The sequence below is a fragment of the Nostoc sp. UHCC 0252 genome, from assembly GCF_034931145.1.
Lineage (GTDB): Bacteria > Cyanobacteriota > Cyanobacteriia > Cyanobacteriales > Nostocaceae > Nostoc.
Window position 1 is genome coordinate 252,641 of sequence record NZ_JAYGHE010000001.1, and the last position, 16,815, is coordinate 269,455.

Below are 16,815 nucleotides of genomic sequence, written 5' to 3' on the forward strand. Positions count from 1 at the left end.
CCACTGCTAGAACACTAATTCAAGAATTGAAGTCTTCCAATCAGAAAAAACTAAGATTTACTCTTATCAGCTTCTTTCTGCGCCGCTTCACTGTATTTCTTATATAGTTGAGTGCGAATCTTAGCTTCCTGATAACGGCTGTGTTTTTGTGGTACTGTACTCATTAAATCTGAAGCCCGTTGCCACTTAGCAGCGATTTCTAACCACTGAGTTGAGGTTGTGGCTGTTTTACCAGATGTAGAAGCAAGATTTGCAATTCGCACAGATGTTGCAAATGGATCATCAGATTGCTCAGAAAAGCTATTGTTAGGAACACTAGATGCTACCTTGGCTTTACTATCATTAGTATTTGTAGTTAAAGATTTGGAAGTTTCTAGTTGCATTAGGCTTTTCATTTTATCACCTAACTGGGCATAAACAACCCAACTAAGCAACAACAGTGAGCATAAACCAGCTGCTGCTAATATCTTTTTTTGAGGTTTACTTTGGTGTTTTTCTTTGTTAATAAGTACCAAAGGACGAGAGACTTGAGGTTTAGGGAAATTTGGTTTTCCTAGATCGGCTTGGGCTTCTGTGAAATCTTTAATTAGTTGCTTTACGATATTGGGCTGAATTAATGCAATTTCTTGTGACCAAAGCAATTGATTTTCGCGATCGCTATCTATTTCTTTTAACCACAGTAATTGTTGTTCCCGAACAATTCGACCGTTGATATTAACCCGGCGAATGTGACGTGGGGCAATCGACTCAAGAATTTGCTGGATTTGTTCTACAAGCGAAGATTGCTCAAGTTGCTCTGTCCTAGCCGCCTCGCACAGAAGTTGTAAGACACCATCAGAAAAAATGGCTCTAGTTCTGACACCAGACTTAGCTAGTTTTTCGTTCAATAGCTGAATAATTGCAGCAACGCTACCTTGGTGAGCTTGCCAACCGATATCGTTTATCCGATCTACCATCTGAGGTTTGGTGATAACTCTTCCACCTTGACTGATTAATGTATTCATTAATTTAGGAACTCTTTTCTACTGACCTTGATCTTGTCTTCGATTTTACGAGTAAAAAGATAAGTTGCCAAATAAAATCACAAAAGTCGAGCCTCCCTTCTCGGTTCGGTAAAGATGCTCGATCGCGCTCAGTTAAGTTGACACTCCTACGCCTTAAAAGTCTAGGATTATTGAATGTAAACAGCGCTTTCAGGTTAACGCCGATGCTGGCGGACGAGCTACTGTTTGACATAGTACATTATCATGTCTTTTAGCGATCGCAAGTCCCTTAAGTTGAGGTAACTAAAGAGTATCAGGCTCAACACCAAGCGATCGTAACTGTTCCTTCAACCTTTCTACCTGCGATTCTGCTTGTCTTGCTTGCTCTTGAGCTTGTTCCCTGGCTAATCTTTCCTGTTTCAGCGCCTCTGCCAACTCCTCTGGAATCAGCAACTTTTCTCCAGTGTCTTCTCGATAAAAACCAATCAGTTGCCCCTCTATTTGCAACCGCAGCTGCAAAGGTTCACATCGATTATCTGTAATTGGTTCATACACCTCGCCTCGTAGCCGATACCCTTGCAATTGCTCCTTAATCCACTCTCCCTTGGGGTCAAATAACCAGTATTCCAGTACCCCTAACTGCTCATACAGTGTTTTCTTAAAGCCCGTGTCCTGGTTTTTAGTGCCTTCCGAAGTCATTTCAAAGATGACTACGGGTACTTGTCCCTCTTCCCATATTTTGTAATTATCCCGGCCTCCAGGAGCAACATTAAAAATCACCATTACATCTGGAGCTACCCGTAACCTCGGAAAACCCTGAGCATAGTAGAGAAACTGGTTACTCAAAACCGTTGCTTGCTTACCCAGTAAATATTGCCTCAATACTTCTAAAGTTGCCAACAAAGCGCATAAATGAACATAACTTTCTGCCAAAGGTTCACCATCCGAGCTTGGGTAAAAAACTTCTGTTGATTGAGAACTGGGTAAGAGGCTAGTCATAATTAGCCACCTGATTGAGAAGATGGGTACATGACTATATTATCTCAGAGACTTTCGCTGATATTTCTGGAACTGTCACGCTATTATCAGGATAAATTTGTGAGTAATTATCACTTTTTTTGCCATTTTGTCAGAATGGCAAGACTATTTAGTAAAGCGATCGCTACATTAGAAGATATATATAAATAAAAATCATTATTGATTTTTTTCGTTCGCAGTTCACACAAAACCATGAGTGCAAGTACCATTATTTCCGACAATCCCCTACTTCAAGGCGTTGGTTTACCTCCCTTTGCAGAGATTAAACCAGAACGAGTAGTACCAGCCTTCAATCAGTTATTAGCAGAACTTGACGAGCAACTTACCACCTTAGAGGCAAGTGTACAGCCTACTTGGAGTGGTTTAGTAGAACCCTTAGAAAAGCTGACTGAACGGCTTACCTGGAGTTGGGGGGTGGTGAATCATTTAATGGGTGTTAAAAACAGCCCGGAACTGCGCGAAGCTCATGAAATTGTACAGCCACTAGTTGTACAATTTATCAATAAGCTTGGTCAAAGCAAACCCATCTACAATGCTTTTAAAGCACTTCGTAGCAGTGATAATTGGGCAACTTTAGAATTAGCCCAACAGCGTATTGTAGAAGCTGCCATCCGAGATGCGGAACTTTCTGGTGTTGGCTTAGAAGGAGAGGCAAGAGAGCGTTTCAACGCCATACAGATGGAGTTAGCAGAACTTTCTACCAAATTTTCTAACCATGTACTTGATGCCACTAAAGCCTTCAGCTTAACCCTAACAACAAAAGCGGAAATTGATGGTTTACCACCAAGCTTAGTGAGTTTAGCAGCCCAAGCCGCTCGTGCAGCTGGCGAAAGCAACGCTGCACCAGAAAATGGCCCCTGGCGGATTACTTTAGACTACCCCAGCTTTGGCCCTTTCATGCAGCACAGCACCCGTCGGGATTTGCGTGAAAAACTCTATAAAGCTCATATCACCCGCGCTTCTGCTGGCGATTTGGATAACAACCCCTTAATTAAGCGTATTTTGAAGCTGCGCCAAGAACTGGCAGATATACTAGGCTTTAAAAGTTTTGCCCAATTGAGCCTCGCTAGTAAAATGGCTCCCAATGTTGAAGCAGTCAACGCTCTATTAGAAGAACTACGCCGTGCTAGTTATGATGCTGCTGTCAAAGACTTGGTAGAACTTAAAGCTTTTGCAGCAGCACAGGGAGCAGCAGAAGCTGAAGATTTAAAACACTGGGATATCAGCTTTTGGGCAGAACGCCAACGAGAAGCAAAATTTGCCTTTACTGCTGAAGAATTGCGTCCCTACTTCCCGCTTCCCCAAGTGTTAGACGGTTTATTTGGGCTAGTCAAGCGGCTGTTTGGTGTTACTGTCACCTCTGCCGATGGTCAAGCCCCAGTATGGCATGAGGATGTCCGTTATTTCCAAATTGCTGATGAAACTGGTTCTCCTATAGCCTACTTCTACTTAGACCCCTATAGCCGTCCAGCCGAAAAACGCGGTGGTGCTTGGATGGATGTGTGCATTAATCGGGGTAAAATAACTGAAAATGGTGTTAATGCCATCCGCTTACCAGTAGCTTATTTAGTGTGTAATCAAAGTCCTCCCATAGATGGTAAACCTAGTTTGATGACCTTCTATGAAGTAGAGACTTTGTTCCACGAGTTTGGACATGGATTACACCACATGCTCACCAAGGTTGACTATCCTGGAGCCGCAGGCATCAATAATGTGGAGTGGGATGCAGTAGAACTACCTAGCCAGTTTATGGAAAACTGGTGCTATGAGCGACCCACTTTGTTTGGTATGGCGAAGCATTACGAAACAGGTGAAGCCCTACCGGAGCATTATTATCAAAAGCTGCTAGCGGCGCGTAATTATATGAGTGGTACTGCTATGTTGCGGCAGGTTCACTTGAGCAGTCTTGATTTAGAATTACACTATCGCTATCAACCTGATAGTAATGAAACTCCATCAGATGTGCGCCATCGCATAGCCAAGACTACTACTGTTTTACAGCCACTTCCCGAAGATTCAATTTTATGTGCTTTTGGACATATTTTTGAGGGTGGTTATGCAGCAGGCTACTACAGCTACAAATGGGCTGAGGTACTGAGCGCTGATGCTTTTGCCGCTTTTGAAGAAGCTGGACTAGAAGATGAAGAGGCTGTAAAAGCTACAGGTAAGCGTTATCGGGATACGATACTAGCACTCGGTGGTGGTCAGCATCCAATGGAGGTGTTTAAAAGTTTCCGGGGTCGTGAACCAAGTACGATCGCTTTGCTCAGGCACAATGGTTTAGTCAGCGCTGCTGTAAACTAAAAAACGTCCCTACTCGCATCAAATTTTTAATCCACAGTTAGCGATCGCCAACCTGCGGAACAATATAAGCTGTAGGGTGTGTTATGCCGTAGGCTAACGCACCATCTTAGATTTTCGGTGCGTTAGGACATTAGTCCACAACGCACCCCAACAGATTCTAAGAAAATTGATGAAAAAGAATAGCTCGTCTGCGCCGGAGTCTACAACTACAAGCTTGGAAGTACGCCGTTTCCGATTATCCTTTCTTTATGCCGTGCCAATAGGTTTGTTAGGAGGACTGATTGGCTTGGGAGGTGCAGAGTTTCGCCTGCCAGTCCTTGCTGGTACATTGGGCTATTCAGTGCGACAGGCTGTGCCTCTAAACTTGGCTGTCAGCTTGATTACGATTGCTGCATCCTTGGTAATCCGGGGCAATATGCTTTCCTTCAACTCCGTTATTTCATTGCTGCCTGTAATCCTCTCCTTGATTGCCGGAGCCGTTATCACTGCTTTTTTTGGGGCAGCGATGGCGGGAAAGCTCTCAAATGAACAGCTTGAGACAATCATTTTAGTACTATTGGTAGTCATTGGCATTGCCTTGATAGTCGAGGGTTTTTTACCTCAACAAATACCAGCCCTTCTACCCCCTGCTTTAAGTTGGCGCATTTTGGCAGGTATCTTATTTGGACTAGCAATTGGGCTGGTAAGCAGTCTACTTGGGGTTGCAGGGGGTGAAGTGATTATCCCAACACTTGTTTTCGCTTTTGGTGCAGATATTAAGACAGCAGGTACAGCCAGTCTTCTAGTTAGCTTACCAACTGTACTTGTAGGGGTTATTAAATACGCTAATCGAGGTGCATTTGTGGATCGTACAGCCTTGAGCAATACCATAGCGCCTATGGGAGTTGGTTCGGTGATTGGAGCCATCATTGGAGGAATGCTTGTTGGCATTTTTCCAGCATCGGTACTCAAGATTACACTAGGGATAATCTTGAATATTTCCGCGTTTCGGGTCTTTCACAAAGCCAAGTCCTCTAATGAAAAGCCTGAAAGATAGACATAGCAAGAATTTTCAGCCTAAATTACACTTTTTACACGGATATTCGATTCAACCCCAATAAGAAACCCCCTCTGCTTTCGTCATAGTTAAGATAATTACAAGGCAGAAGGGGTTCATTTTTTATTTTTGTATGGCAGATTTTAAAGATAATACTGGCAAAAAACCAGTTTCTCTGATGTTGTGTTTATTTTAACCTGCCTAGCTAGTTGAGCTTAGTCCCAATCAGGAATATTAGCATCTTCTCCACCAACCCCGATTCCAGTGTTATAGATATCGGCATCAGTTAGATTTAGATCGTTCATTGATGCTTTATACACATTAGAATCGTGAATTGTCGCGCGAGTAAAATTTACTCCGTTGAGATTAGTTTGCTTTAAATTCACGTTGGTTACATAAGCTGATGTTAGGTTAGCACCTGCCAAGTTTGCACCTGTTAAGTCAGCACCTTCGAGGTTAGCCCCTACAAGATTGGCTCCTTGCAGCTTCGAGCCTCTCAAGTCAGCACCAATTAAATGAGCGCCACTCAGATTAGCTCCCGATAGATTGCACTGGATACATTCCCCAGTTGAAAGCAGCTTTTGTAAATCCTGCGGATTCTCGGCTTTAACCGAGTTAGCGAAAAATAGGGGAGTTGCTAAGGCCATGGCCGCTAATAGCTGGAGTTTCATATATTTTCCCCCTTAATAATCAAGTTGCGTCCGTTCTGTCCCTCACAACTCTATTATCTCACTAAACTTCGTGAGGTCAATCTGTCTATGTACTAACAAGTTGGTTGTGATATAAATCAGCTATAATCGGAAGATAAAAAATGCCATATATCCTCTTTATGGCCGATTTTTAGCCAATAAATCCTAAAAAGCGGACAGTATTAAATCTCTGTTAAATCTTTTTAAGGACTCGTACTACTCGTCATAATTTGGCTATTTTGATAAGCATTTATACTTATTAAAAGATTTGATCACAAATTAGGTTAAGTCTTTAGAAATTCTCGCATATACTGATTAACCAGTTCAGGCTGTTCTTGCTGCACCCAATGACCACAATTAGGAATGTATTTGATCTGAAAGTCCCGGACAAAAGTTGCGGTATTGTAGGTTAATTCTTTGCCAAGTGCGGTGTCATTTTCTCCCCAAATCATCAGCGTTGGTACTTCCAGCACGCCCCAATTTGGATTTAGCATTCTCTGTTGAAAAATATTGCGGTAGTAGTTCAACATTGCTGTGATAGCACCGCGTTTTGCAGCAGCATCTTTATAAGCGTTAATATCCGCTTGTGTGAAAGCACTCTTGTTAACTGCTGTACCTTTAAAAGCTGTTTCAATAGCTTGGTAGTCTAAAGATTGTAAAAGTAGTTCTGGTAGCCACGGTAGTTGAAAGAAAAATATATAGTTGCTACGTAACAACTGTTGAGGAGTGCGTAACCCTTGAGCAAATTTAGCAGGATGAGGCAGGTTAAGGATAATTAGTTGCTCTAACATTTCTGGGTGAGCGTATGCAAAATTCCACGCGATCGCACCTCCCCAATCATGTCCAACTAATACACATTTTTGGTATCCTAAACCTTTAATTACTCCCTCAACATCTTTGATAAACTCATCCATTACATAAGCTGATTGCTCATTTGGTTTATCACTATCGTTGTACCCACGCAAGTCAAGGGCGACAACTTTGAAATTTTGGGCAAATTCTGGTATTTGATGCCGCCAAGAGTACCAAAACTCAGGAAATCCGTGCAACATCAACATTAAAGGGCCTTCACCTTGGGTAACGTAGTGTAGTTTTACCCCATTCGTAGTTATATATTCGTGTTTCCAAGAAGTTTCTATTAAAGACATAATTAATCTAAATTCAGCATTAAAAAACACTAAATAGTAATACTCTACTTAATCAGTGTAATATCATGTTGAGTAGCCTCACATCTATTAAAAGGCAGTATTACGATAGTGATTTTTTGCAAAAATATTAGACAATTTGCCTTGGGATAGATGTGAATCGTGGGTAAATTTTGGTAAAAGGTAAATATAATAATTTTCCCCAACTACCATGACACAACAGTTGACAAACCACGCCTCATTATGGGTTGAGCGACTGGGACGATTTGGCTATGTTTCTAAGGGAGTAGTTTACGGTATAGTTGGGCTACTGGCAGCACAGGCGGCTTTTGGCAACGGTGGTAAAACAACTGATACCCAAGGCGCTCTCCAAACAATCGTTAACCAGCCATTTGGTAAATTTTTGCTAGCTTTAGTTGCAATTGGCTTGATCGGATACGTAATCTGGCGTTTTGTACAGGCAATTAAAGACCCAGAAAATAAAGGTAATGATGCCAAAGGTTTGGCAGTGCGAATCGGTTACGCAGTTAATGGCTTGATTTATGCAAGTTTAGCCTTAAGTGCTGTGAAAATCGTTATGGGTACAGGCGGCGGTAAAAATAGTAGTGATTCTACTGAAGATTCGACAGCACGTTTGCTTTCTCAACCCTTTGGTCAATGGTTAGTTGGAACTGCGGGGGCATTTGTAATTGCTCTAGGTTTCTATCAGTTTTATCAAGCTTTTAGTGGGAAATTTCGTAAAGAACTCAATTTAACTGAGTTAAGCAACAAAGAAGCCCAATGGGTAATGAGGATTGCCAGATTTGGTTTAGCGGCACGGGGTATAGTATTTTGTATTACCGGCTGGTTTTTAATCGAAGCTGCTAGGCAATCGAACGCCGCTACCGCAGTAGGTTTGGATGAAGTGTTACAGACGCTAGCGCAACAGCCTTATGGAGCATGGCTTTTGGGTATTGTGGCGTTAGGTTTGGTTGCCTATGCCATTTACACAATAATACAGGCGCGGTATCGTCGGCTAGTCAATGTTTAGATGGTGCAGCGCCGAGAGTTTCAATTTATAGAAATGGCAATAATAGAAACCCGTGGTGTCTGGCTGACTACTACTGATAGTAAGGTTCTCAAGTCAAAGCAACGCATTGCTGAAGCGATGAATTTGCTGGCCGAGACGGGATTTAATGTGGTGTTTCCCGTTGTTTGGAACAAGGCAGTAACTCTGTATCCCAGTCAAACTATGCAGCAGACATTTGGGGTCGAAATTGACCCTATGTCTGTAGGCCGTGACCCCTTAGAAGAGGTGGTAGTTGAGGCGCGGCGAGTTGGGTTGAAAGTCATTCCTTGGTTCGAATACGGTTTTGCCAGTTCCTACAATTTGAATGGTGGTGTACTTTTACAAAAAAAACCAGAATGGGCTGCGCGTGATTGTAACGGCAACTTACTGAAGAAAAACAGCTTTGAGTGGTTGAATGCACTCGATTCACAGGTGCAGGAATTCTTCTTGAACTTGGTGCTGGAAGTTGTAAAGAATTATGATGTGGATGGTGTTCAAGGAGACGATCGCTTCCCAGCATTACCCTCTGAAGGTGGCTATGATGAGGGAACTGTCAGCCGCTATCGCCAGGAATTTGATCGCAATCCGCCACAGAACCCCAAGGATAAACAATGGTTACAGTGGCGTGCAGATATTCTCACTGATTTCTTGGTGCGTCTCTACTGGGAAGTGAAAGCGGTGAATCCTAATTTATTAGTAGCGATCGCACCTAATATCCATGATTGGGCATTCCAGGAATATCTGCAAGACTCACCCGCATGGCTGAAGCGGGGAATAGTTGATATGATTCAGCCGCAGATTTATCGCCGTGACTTTAGGAGTTACGCTGCGATCGCTGATAAACTAGTAAACCAGCAGTTCACAAATGCGACACTACCAAAGTTAGCACCGGGAATACTGATGAAACTTGGTAGTTATTGTATTAGTCCAGAATATCTGGTGCAGGCAATTGAATACAATCGCCAACTTGGCATTCAAGGAGAAGTATTCTTTTTTTACGAAGGTTTGCGCGAAAATAACAATACCCTAGCTAAAGTTTTGCGAAATGGCCCCTATGCTAAGTCTGCATCATTTCCCACTCTGTCAGATTTGAATACGGGTAGCGTGAGTAACAAGAGGACATCTTCTATTTGGGAACGGTTGTTAAAAAAGATTTTTTAAGGGAAAAGGCGCGTGGAATCTCAATTATCGGTGGAACGGGTAATTAAAACTCTAAAAGAGGATTTACCAACACTTTTTGAAAAAGATATTTCATATCACATTTATACAGACGATATCTACTTTAAAGACCCAGTAAATACATTCAAATACAAATTTAACTATCGGATTATATTTTGGACTTTGCGATTTCACGCTCGGTTATTTTTTACCCAAATTTATTTTGATGTACATGAGGTTTATCAGTCAGCCGAAGATACGATTTTAGCAAAGTGGACGGTGCGGGGAGTGTTACGCGTTCCTTGGAAAGCAGGTTTGCTTTTTAATGGCTATTCAACGTATAAGCTCAATCAAGATAATTTGATATACGAGCATATTGACACTTGGGATAGAAAGCCAGGGGAGATTTTACAACAGTTTTGGCAAAGAGGAGGAGAGAGCTAATTAGATACATAATGAGTTAAAAATTTATCCATAACAAGCAGACAAACGCCGAAATAACAAATTAATGCATGTCATCAGTCGGAAAAAGCTACGACAATTCGGCCAAAAACACGCTGATTGCTGTGAAGCACTTGATGACTGGTACATAACCGCTAGTAAAGCAGACTGGGGGAATTTGCTAGAAGTTCAAACTATTTATCCTCAAGCCGAAGCAGTAAGCAAGTTTATAGTTTTCAACATTAAAGGTAATAAATACCGCTTAATTGCTAGTATTAATTATGAAAAGCAGGTCATCTATATAAAATATGTCTTAACTCATGCCGAATATGACAAAGACTCCTGGAAAAATGACCCTTACTTTTAACTCAGATATTTACAGCGAATTGCTGTCTCAACATCAACCTCGGATTATCAAGACAGAAGAGGAAAACGAGAAGTTTTTAGAAACTGTTGAAGAACTGCTTTATCGTTCTCATCTGACTCTTGAAGAAGATGCTTTGCTGGAATTATTGGTAAAACTGATTGAGGATTTTGAAAATAAGCACTATCAGCTTAATTCCTCAACACCTTATTCAAGACTCTTGCATTTGATGGAAGCTAGGGGTTTGGAACAAGCTGATTTGGTAGAAATTCTTGGTTCGAGCGAGATTGTTACTAAAATCATTAATGGCAAATTAGAAATCACGAAAGAACAAGCTGAGGCTTTGGGAGAGTTTTTTCACGTTGATGCAAGTTTGTTTATCTTAGGATGAGCAATCGATTAAGCTCATGCTGCTACAATAAAATTAATTTAAATATTTTATAGTAGTAGAATTATAAAAAAGCACAGAGTTACTTTCAACGTAAATATTATTACTTATTTTCAATAAGTAATAGCCAATCTACTAATTCTTGGTAAGCGCCAGATAGTTGATTTCTGAGAGCATCACGCTCATGCCAGTCAACTGGGTTTGTTGGATCTAAAATTTTATCCAACCTAGTATGAGCCTCTGTACTTGATGATCTCAACTTATGACACTTGAGTAATGCACTAGCGAATATCATAAGTCTTTGTTCTTTACTATGAATGTGCTGCATTCTGCTTGGCAAAGGCATTTGTACGACATCTTCCCTACAGGCTTTCAATTTTAATTTGTCTACAAGTATGGGATAGAGTAATTCTTCATGAAACAAATCCAATTGAGACACATATCGCGAAGGATTAGAAAGATATGATTTGTCGGATTGCCATAAAAAATCAGATGCACGATTATACTCTGAGCCAAGTAGAGTATGAAAATCTATTGGCTTAGACAACCTGACTCTGTAAAATCTAGTGAAAATAGATCGTATGTAGCATGTTTGAAGATGAGGTAACGAATTATCATATCCTCTGGCATAGGCAATACAGTATTCACTTAGTTGTTGACTGTCATCAAGACCTAATTTTTGAATTGTTAGACCATGTTCAACATATAGCTGATAGAGCAATGTATCAATCACAATTGGGGCTTTATCATATACACCTTGTTTTAGAATACATAAAGCTTCGTATTCATCATTTGCTAGTCGCAAGGCTTGAATTATGGCTGTACGTCTTACTGATGGACTGTATAAAGGAGAAGAAATTACGTTAAGCAGGACACTCATGTTATCTTGATTATCTCCCAGTGCCATTGTCGCAGCGCATAGTAAAGGCCAGTCCCGCTTATTTTCAGTTAGCCATTTCCGAAATAAACCATGATGAAAACGAAGTGAAACCCCTTGGCGGATAAGAGTTTCAATAGCAAATGTTACAGTACTATCATATACACTGTGTGTAGCAATGATATTGTTGTCGATAAACTCAATAGCATTTTTATCAAGCTTGCATTTTCTTAGGTATTGATGTAACGGTTCGGTGAGCCAAGGTCGATCTATTAAGTAAGGTAGTATTGCAGTTACAATTGCAGGATTCGGATCTAAACGATACAAACAAAACTTTAAATGACGTTCAGCGAATGGATCACTAATATTATCATCAATGGACTTTTTTGATTTCCAAAACAACTCAACTAAATCTTTTTGCAATCCTGAAGCAGCTATTAATAAATCAATGTTTCCATTTCCCACATCACAATCCTCACCCAAAAGAGCAACATCATGTAATGATGGTGTCGTAAGAGAATCAGCTAATGTTGTATCTGGTACATGACTTAATTCACGAAATCTGCGATCTACTTCTGATAGTTTAGATGCCATTCGATCAGCTTCTTCCTCAAAATTGCTAATTTCGCGTACTGTGGTTTTATTAGTTTGTATAAGTAGCCCTAAAGTTTTTAAGGTTCTATCAATTCGGATAAGCCCTTGCTGAACTGCTTCTCTTGTCTTGGCAAGTAACCTGATATCATCTACATATCGAATATAGTGGTACTCTTGGACAGAAAGCTCCTTGTCAAATTCATATAAGAAAATATTTGCCAAGAAATCTGATGCCAAGCACCCTTGTGGAAGTCCACGATTTATTGGTTCTCCTGCTTTAACTGAAGCCCAGAGGGGTAAGTATGTGCCGAGAAGTTCAGCAGTTGGGTCATCAAGTAGCTGTTTTTCACGTAGATACTTGATCAACATGGCTTGATCTATCGTTTCATAAAAAGCCGCCATGTCTGTTTCTGCTAGCCAGATATTACCTTCTTCATAAAGAGTTTGAAACTTTTTTTGGAAGAGATGATACTGTGTTTTCCAGGGTATAAACATAGGTTCCTGTCCTGGATCTGACAAAACGTTGGCAAAAGACTGTCGATTAGCGACAGTAGACAGCATTGGTCTAGCTTTTTCAGCTACAACATTAGCTATAGCCTGATATACAACACGATCGCTGATTGCCAGTATTGCCATTGGACGCAGAGTTTGAGATGCTTTGGGTAAATACTTAATTTCTGGGTATGAAGCTTCAAACGTTCTCCCCTTCAAAGTTTGCCTAAGTAGTTCAAGGTTGTGGTCACGATTGGCAGCGAATACTTTTAGCCCAATCCAATCTCGCGAGTCTGGGCGATCAAAGTAGCGAACACGCTGCCAAGCAAGTTTGAGATTATCGAGACTTATAAAACTATTGTATATTGAATTACTAATGTTCATTAGAAAAAATACTTACTTGCAGGCAGCTTCAATTATATTGTACTACCATCATACTACAAGAAAATATTTTAAGTGCCGATGCGAGTAACAAGGTAACATTTTAACTACTTACTTAAGGTAAGTTACCTTTCATGAAAGCATTTTAAGCTAATTATCATTCATTTTTCCAGACTGATTCGCTCGTAGTAAGCGGCTCTAGCCCTGATTTCATGCAACTTAAATGCTCTTTAGCTTACTACTTTTTCACCGCCGGATACTGTTTCAATACCTGCTTTAAATATTGCCCAGTATAAGACCTGGGATTTTTCGCAACTTCCTCCGGTGTCCCTACAGCAATCAATTCTCCCCCTTTGTCGCCACCTTCTGGCCCCAAATCTATCACCCAGTCAGAACAACGAATTACATCTAAGTTGTGTTCAATTACTAATATTGAATTACCTTTATCTACCAATCGTTGCAACACATCTAATAATTTATGGACATCGTAAAAAGATAACCCTGTTGTCGGTTCATCTATTAAATAAAGTGTCTTACCTGTGGCGCGTCGAGATAGTTCTGTTGCCAGTTTTACCCGTTGCGCTTCACCACCAGATAAGGTAGTCGCAGGTTGTCCTAGTTGGACATAACCCAACCCGACATCAAATAAAGTTTGCAAACGCGCGATCGCTTTGGGTATATTCTGGAAAAAGTCTAAACTTTCCTCAACTGTCATTCTCAGTACATCAGAAATAGACTTATCTTTGTACTTCACCTGCAATGTTTCGCGGTTGTATCTTGCACCCTTACAAATTTCGCATTGCACGTAAACATCTGGGAGAAAGTTCATCTCAATAACATTCACACCTTGTCCGCTACAAGCTTCGCAACGTCCACCTTTAACGTTGAAGGAAAATTGTCCGGGTTTGTAACCCCTAGCTTTGGCTTCTACTGTTTGGGAAAATACATCCCGAATAGCATCGAAAATTCCTGTGTAAGTTGCAGGGTTAGAACGTGGTGTGCGCCCAATGGGAGATTGATCGATAACGATCGCTTTATCAATCGCGTTTAATCCCTGGATTTTATCCAAATGTCTAGGTAAAGGAACTTTCTTAGTTAAATGGTGTTGCAGAGATGGATAAAGTAACTCATTAATCAGGGTAGATTTGCCAGAACCAGACACACCAGTGATGGAGACGAGTTTACCTAATGGAATGTCTACATCTATATTCTGTAAATTGTTCCGATGGGCATTTTTAATTCCCAAACTGCGCCCATTTCCTTCTCGGCGTTCTGCTGGTGTAGTAATTACTCGTCTTCCTGATAAATATGCACCCGTCAAAGAATCTTCTGCTGCTAATAATGCCTCAAAATCACCTTGGGCGATAATATTTCCGCCGTGAATTCCTGCACCGGGGCCGATATCAACAATATGATTGGCTGCGCGAATTGTTTCTTCATCGTGTTCAACGACAATTAATGTATTACCCAAATCGCGCAATTTCGTTAAGGTTTTGAGCAATCTGCCATTATCTCGTTGATGTAAACCAATACTCGGTTCATCTAAAACGTAGAGAACTCCTGTTAATCCAGAACCAATTTGCGTTGCTAGACGAATCCGTTGGGCTTCGCCACCGGAAAGGGTCATGGCGGGACGGTCAAGGGTGAGATAATCTAAACCAACATCTAATAAGAATTGCAATCTTGCTTTGATTTCCCGGAGGACTAAATCAGCAATTTGTAACTGGCGATCGCTCAACTTGAATTGCTCAATTCTCTCTCGACAATCTCGAATTGATACGGTAGTCAATTCTAAAATTCCATACTGCCCCAACTTCACCGCTAAGGCTTCCGGTTTTAACCGTTTTCCTTTACAAACTTCGCACGGTTGATCGATTAAATACTGTTCTAATTTTTGCTTAATTAATTCAGAACCACCCTCATACTGCCGTTGCAAAATTGGAATAGCACCTTTAAAACTCTGCTTTCTTTGTGCTTCTGCGGCTCGTTCGTCTTTCTCTCCAAACAAAATAATTTGCTGCTGTTCTTCTGTCAGCTTGCTCCAATTTGTTTGTAATTCAAATCCATAAATCTGTCCGACGCTATAGAGTAATTCCAGATAATAAGAATTATCTTTTTCTGACCAAGGCGCGATCGCAGCATAAACTGGCGCTTCCCAGTCCGGTACTATCAAGTCTGGCGCAAATCTTCTTAAAGTCCCGATGCCATGACAGTGCGGACAAGCACCATAAGGCGAGTTAAAGGAGAACAATCGCGGTGATAGTTCCTCCATTACCGCGCCATGTTCTGGACAGGCAAAGTTTTCCGAAAATACTAACTCTTCTTCTTTTTCTTGTCCGTCGTCACCAAGCAGACTCACCAGAATGGCTGCAATCCCACCCGATTGCTTGAGACACGTAGACAGGGAATCAACCAAACGTTCCTGGATATCAGCTTTTTTCACCAAGCGGTCAATTACCACTTCGATGGTGTGGGTAAAATTCTTATCCAATTCAATGGAATCTGAGAGTTCGCGGATCTCGCCATTGATCCGCACGCGGACAAAACCTTGGGATGCCAGACTTGACAAAAGCTTACGGTGTGTGCCTTTTTTCCCTCTGACAACGGGTGCAAGAATTTGGAAGCGGGTGCGATCTGGTAATTCCATGATGCGATCGCACATCTCATCGATTGTCTGGGGTGCAATACAGCGATCGCATATCGGACAATGGGGTTCGCCAGCCCGACCAAACAACAGCCGCAAATAGTCGTAAATCTCTGTCACCGTACCCACAGTGGAACGCGGGTTATGAGACGTTGACTTTTGGTCAATAGAAATTGCTGGACTTAAGCCTTCAATCGCTTCTACATCCGGCTTATCCAGTTGTCCTAAAAATTGCCGTGCGTAGGCGCTGAGGGATTCTACATAGCGACGTTGCCCTTCAGCGAAAATGGTATCAAAGGCTAGGGAAGACTTACCAGAACCAGAAACGCCAGTGAATACGATTAGGCGATCGCGTGGCAATTCCAAATCAATATTTTTCAGATTATGCTGCCTAGCACCCCGAATCCGTATGGTATTCTGGCTGTTGTGGCTGGGGTACGGAAGATGGCCATTCAAGGATGCTGCTAGCTGTTTGTCTGACATATTGGGCGGCGAAGAAGGAGTTTCTTATGAAACAGTCCTTAATAATACTATCTTTAATCACTTTATAGTAGAACAATCGTACTGTTTTAATTAGTTCTTCTGCCAAATTCATGCCGCAGACATACTTAAGAGCCTGCTAATTTGGAAACATCCCGATTTCTAGCCTTCTGAAGGCGAAGCTATCGGATCGCAAATCTAAGCGCCGACTCAGCCATATTCCCCTCTCACCTTTGCTAATGTGTGCGCCTGAGTTAATCGCCTCGTGGGTTTCGCAAAAATATAATTTCTAGCATCTGTCAGGAACGAAGGATGGAAGGCGTAGCAAGATACTTGTTGGCGATCGCACTCTGAATTGTTGATGGTGCGTTACGCTAAAGCGATAGCACCCTAAAGGCTAACAGCATTTTCCGCGTAGCAACCACAGCGATCGCTCTTTAGTACTGCAAGTAAAGATAGATTGAGTTTATCAAAAAATATGAGGTTTCAAAATCGATTATTTAAACTCATTGCTTTTGTACTGTCAACGATAGTAATTATTGGACTGAATTTTATCTTGTTTAAGTCAAGTGTAGATTTAGTAAGAATCGTAAATGTGACTTTTCCTGATTATTCTTTATTTCAATTAGTTAAACATACTTTAAAGCTTTTTGGAGTAACTATAGTTGAAGTGGCTTTGATCGGATTATTAGTAATTTTAAATACTATGTCTATACGAGCGGGTTCAATCATTACTTTGGTTCTGCTTATCTT

Annotated in this window: 14 protein-coding genes; 8 read left to right on the forward strand and 6 right to left on the reverse strand. The window is 41.2% G+C overall.

The window, feature by feature from the left end; genetic code table 11:
• Positions 1-50: 50 nt before the first annotated feature.
• Positions 51-1,004, reverse strand: a complete 954-nt coding sequence (locus tag VB732_RS01015) for a hypothetical protein (protein WP_323228952.1) — start codon at positions 1,002-1,004, stop codon at positions 51-53.
• A 282-nt stretch (positions 1,005-1,286) separates the two neighbouring features.
• Entirely contained in the window at positions 1,287-1,982 is a 696-nt protein-coding gene (locus tag VB732_RS01020) for a Uma2 family endonuclease (protein ID WP_323228953.1), read from the reverse strand.
• A gap of 30 nt (positions 1,983-2,012) precedes the next feature.
• Here VB732_RS01020 and VB732_RS01025 point away from each other — a divergent pair, with 30 nt between their 5' ends.
• The 3 genes from VB732_RS01025 to VB732_RS01035 all read left to right on the forward strand — a co-directional run bounded on the left by VB732_RS01025 (position 2,013) and on the right by VB732_RS01035 (position 5,361).
• Entirely contained in the window at positions 2,013-2,171 is a 159-nt protein-coding gene (locus tag VB732_RS01025; protein ID WP_323228954.1) for a hypothetical protein, read from the forward strand.
• Between the two features lie 42 nt (positions 2,172-2,213).
• Positions 2,214-4,325 (forward strand): M3 family metallopeptidase, encoded by a 2,112-nt coding sequence (locus VB732_RS01030; protein WP_323228955.1) that lies wholly within the window; start codon positions 2,214-2,216, stop codon positions 4,323-4,325.
• 169 nt (positions 4,326-4,494) lie between these two features.
• Entirely contained in the window at positions 4,495-5,361 is an 867-nt protein-coding gene (locus VB732_RS01035; RefSeq protein WP_323228956.1) for a sulfite exporter TauE/SafE family protein, read from the forward strand.
• Between the two features lie 215 nt (positions 5,362-5,576).
• Here VB732_RS01035 and VB732_RS01040 read toward each other — a convergent pair whose 3' ends face one another.
• Both VB732_RS01040 and VB732_RS01045 read right to left on the reverse strand, forming a co-directional pair.
• Positions 5,577-6,032, reverse strand: a complete 456-nt coding sequence (locus VB732_RS01040; RefSeq protein ID WP_323228957.1) for a pentapeptide repeat-containing protein — start codon at positions 6,030-6,032, stop codon at positions 5,577-5,579.
• A gap of 302 nt (positions 6,033-6,334) precedes the next feature.
• Positions 6,335-7,198, reverse strand: a complete 864-nt coding sequence (locus VB732_RS01045; RefSeq protein ID WP_323228958.1) for an alpha/beta hydrolase — start codon at positions 7,196-7,198, stop codon at positions 6,335-6,337.
• Positions 7,199-7,406: 208 nt separating this feature from the next.
• Here VB732_RS01045 and VB732_RS01050 point away from each other — a divergent pair, with 208 nt between their 5' ends.
• The 5 genes from VB732_RS01050 (at position 7,407) to VB732_RS01070 (ending at position 10,597) form a co-directional block, all read left to right on the forward strand.
• Positions 7,407-8,225: a DUF1206 domain-containing protein gene (locus VB732_RS01050; RefSeq protein ID WP_323228959.1), complete on the forward strand. Its 819-nt coding sequence runs from the start codon at positions 7,407-7,409 to the stop codon at positions 8,223-8,225.
• Positions 8,226-8,258: 33 nt separating this feature from the next.
• Complete coding sequence (locus VB732_RS01055) at positions 8,259-9,404, forward strand: glycoside hydrolase family 10 protein (protein WP_323228960.1); 1,146 nt, start codon at positions 8,259-8,261, stop codon at positions 9,402-9,404.
• A gap of 12 nt (positions 9,405-9,416) precedes the next feature.
• Positions 9,417-9,845 (forward strand): DUF2358 domain-containing protein, encoded by a 429-nt coding sequence (locus VB732_RS01060; RefSeq protein ID WP_323228961.1) that lies wholly within the window; start codon positions 9,417-9,419, stop codon positions 9,843-9,845.
• A 64-nt stretch (positions 9,846-9,909) separates the two neighbouring features.
• Positions 9,910-10,209, forward strand: coding sequence for a type II toxin-antitoxin system HigB family toxin (locus tag VB732_RS01065; RefSeq protein ID WP_323228962.1), 300 nt, complete (start codon positions 9,910-9,912; stop codon positions 10,207-10,209).
• On the forward strand, positions 10,193-10,597 hold the full coding sequence (locus VB732_RS01070; RefSeq protein ID WP_323228963.1) for a transcriptional regulator: 405 nt from the start codon (positions 10,193-10,195) through the stop codon (positions 10,595-10,597). The genes VB732_RS01065 and VB732_RS01070 overlap by 17 nt, the downstream gene beginning before the upstream one ends.
• 100 nt (positions 10,598-10,697) lie before the next feature.
• Here the strand turns inward: VB732_RS01070 and VB732_RS01075 are convergent, their stop codons facing one another.
• Both VB732_RS01075 and uvrA read right to left on the reverse strand, forming a co-directional pair.
• Positions 10,698-12,941 carry an RNA-directed DNA polymerase gene (locus VB732_RS01075; RefSeq protein ID WP_323228964.1) on the reverse strand — a complete coding sequence of 748 codons (2,244 nt, stop codon included), beginning with the start codon at positions 12,939-12,941 and terminating at the stop codon, positions 10,698-10,700.
• A gap of 235 nt (positions 12,942-13,176) precedes the next feature.
• Positions 13,177-16,065: an excinuclease ABC subunit UvrA gene (uvrA, locus tag VB732_RS01080; protein WP_190962864.1), complete on the reverse strand. Its 2,889-nt coding sequence runs from the start codon at positions 16,063-16,065 to the stop codon at positions 13,177-13,179.
• Positions 16,066-16,815 lie beyond the last annotated feature (750 nt).

What these genes read in the sequence shown, in the direction of transcription:
- VB732_RS01065 (WP_323228962.1), top strand. Translation starts at nt 9,910, where the DNA reads ATGCATGTCATCAGTCGGAAAAAGCTACGACAATTCGGCCAAAAACAC.
- VB732_RS01045 (WP_323228958.1), bottom strand. Translation starts at nt 7,198, where the DNA reads ATGTCTTTAATAGAAACTTCTTGGAAACACGAATATATAACTACGAAT.
- VB732_RS01075 (WP_323228964.1), bottom strand. Translation starts at nt 12,941, where the DNA reads ATGAACATTAGTAATTCAATATACAATAGTTTTATAAGTCTCGATAAT.
- VB732_RS01020 (WP_323228953.1), bottom strand. Translation starts at nt 1,982, where the DNA reads ATGACTAGCCTCTTACCCAGTTCTCAATCAACAGAAGTTTTTTACCCA.
- VB732_RS01055 (WP_323228960.1), top strand. Translation starts at nt 8,259, where the DNA reads ATGGCAATAATAGAAACCCGTGGTGTCTGGCTGACTACTACTGATAGT.
- VB732_RS01015 (WP_323228952.1), bottom strand. Translation starts at nt 1,004, where the DNA reads ATGAATACATTAATCAGTCAAGGTGGAAGAGTTATCACCAAACCTCAG.
- VB732_RS01030 (WP_323228955.1), top strand. Translation starts at nt 2,214, where the DNA reads ATGAGTGCAAGTACCATTATTTCCGACAATCCCCTACTTCAAGGCGTT.
- VB732_RS01025 (WP_323228954.1), top strand. Translation starts at nt 2,013, where the DNA reads ATGACTATATTATCTCAGAGACTTTCGCTGATATTTCTGGAACTGTCA.
- VB732_RS01050 (WP_323228959.1), top strand. Translation starts at nt 7,407, where the DNA reads ATGACACAACAGTTGACAAACCACGCCTCATTATGGGTTGAGCGACTG.
- VB732_RS01035 (WP_323228956.1), top strand. Translation starts at nt 4,495, where the DNA reads ATGAAAAAGAATAGCTCGTCTGCGCCGGAGTCTACAACTACAAGCTTG.
- uvrA (WP_190962864.1), bottom strand. Translation starts at nt 16,065, where the DNA reads ATGTCAGACAAACAGCTAGCAGCATCCTTGAATGGCCATCTTCCGTAC.
- VB732_RS01070 (WP_323228963.1), top strand. Translation starts at nt 10,193, where the DNA reads ATGACCCTTACTTTTAACTCAGATATTTACAGCGAATTGCTGTCTCAA.
- VB732_RS01040 (WP_323228957.1), bottom strand. Translation starts at nt 6,032, where the DNA reads ATGAAACTCCAGCTATTAGCGGCCATGGCCTTAGCAACTCCCCTATTT.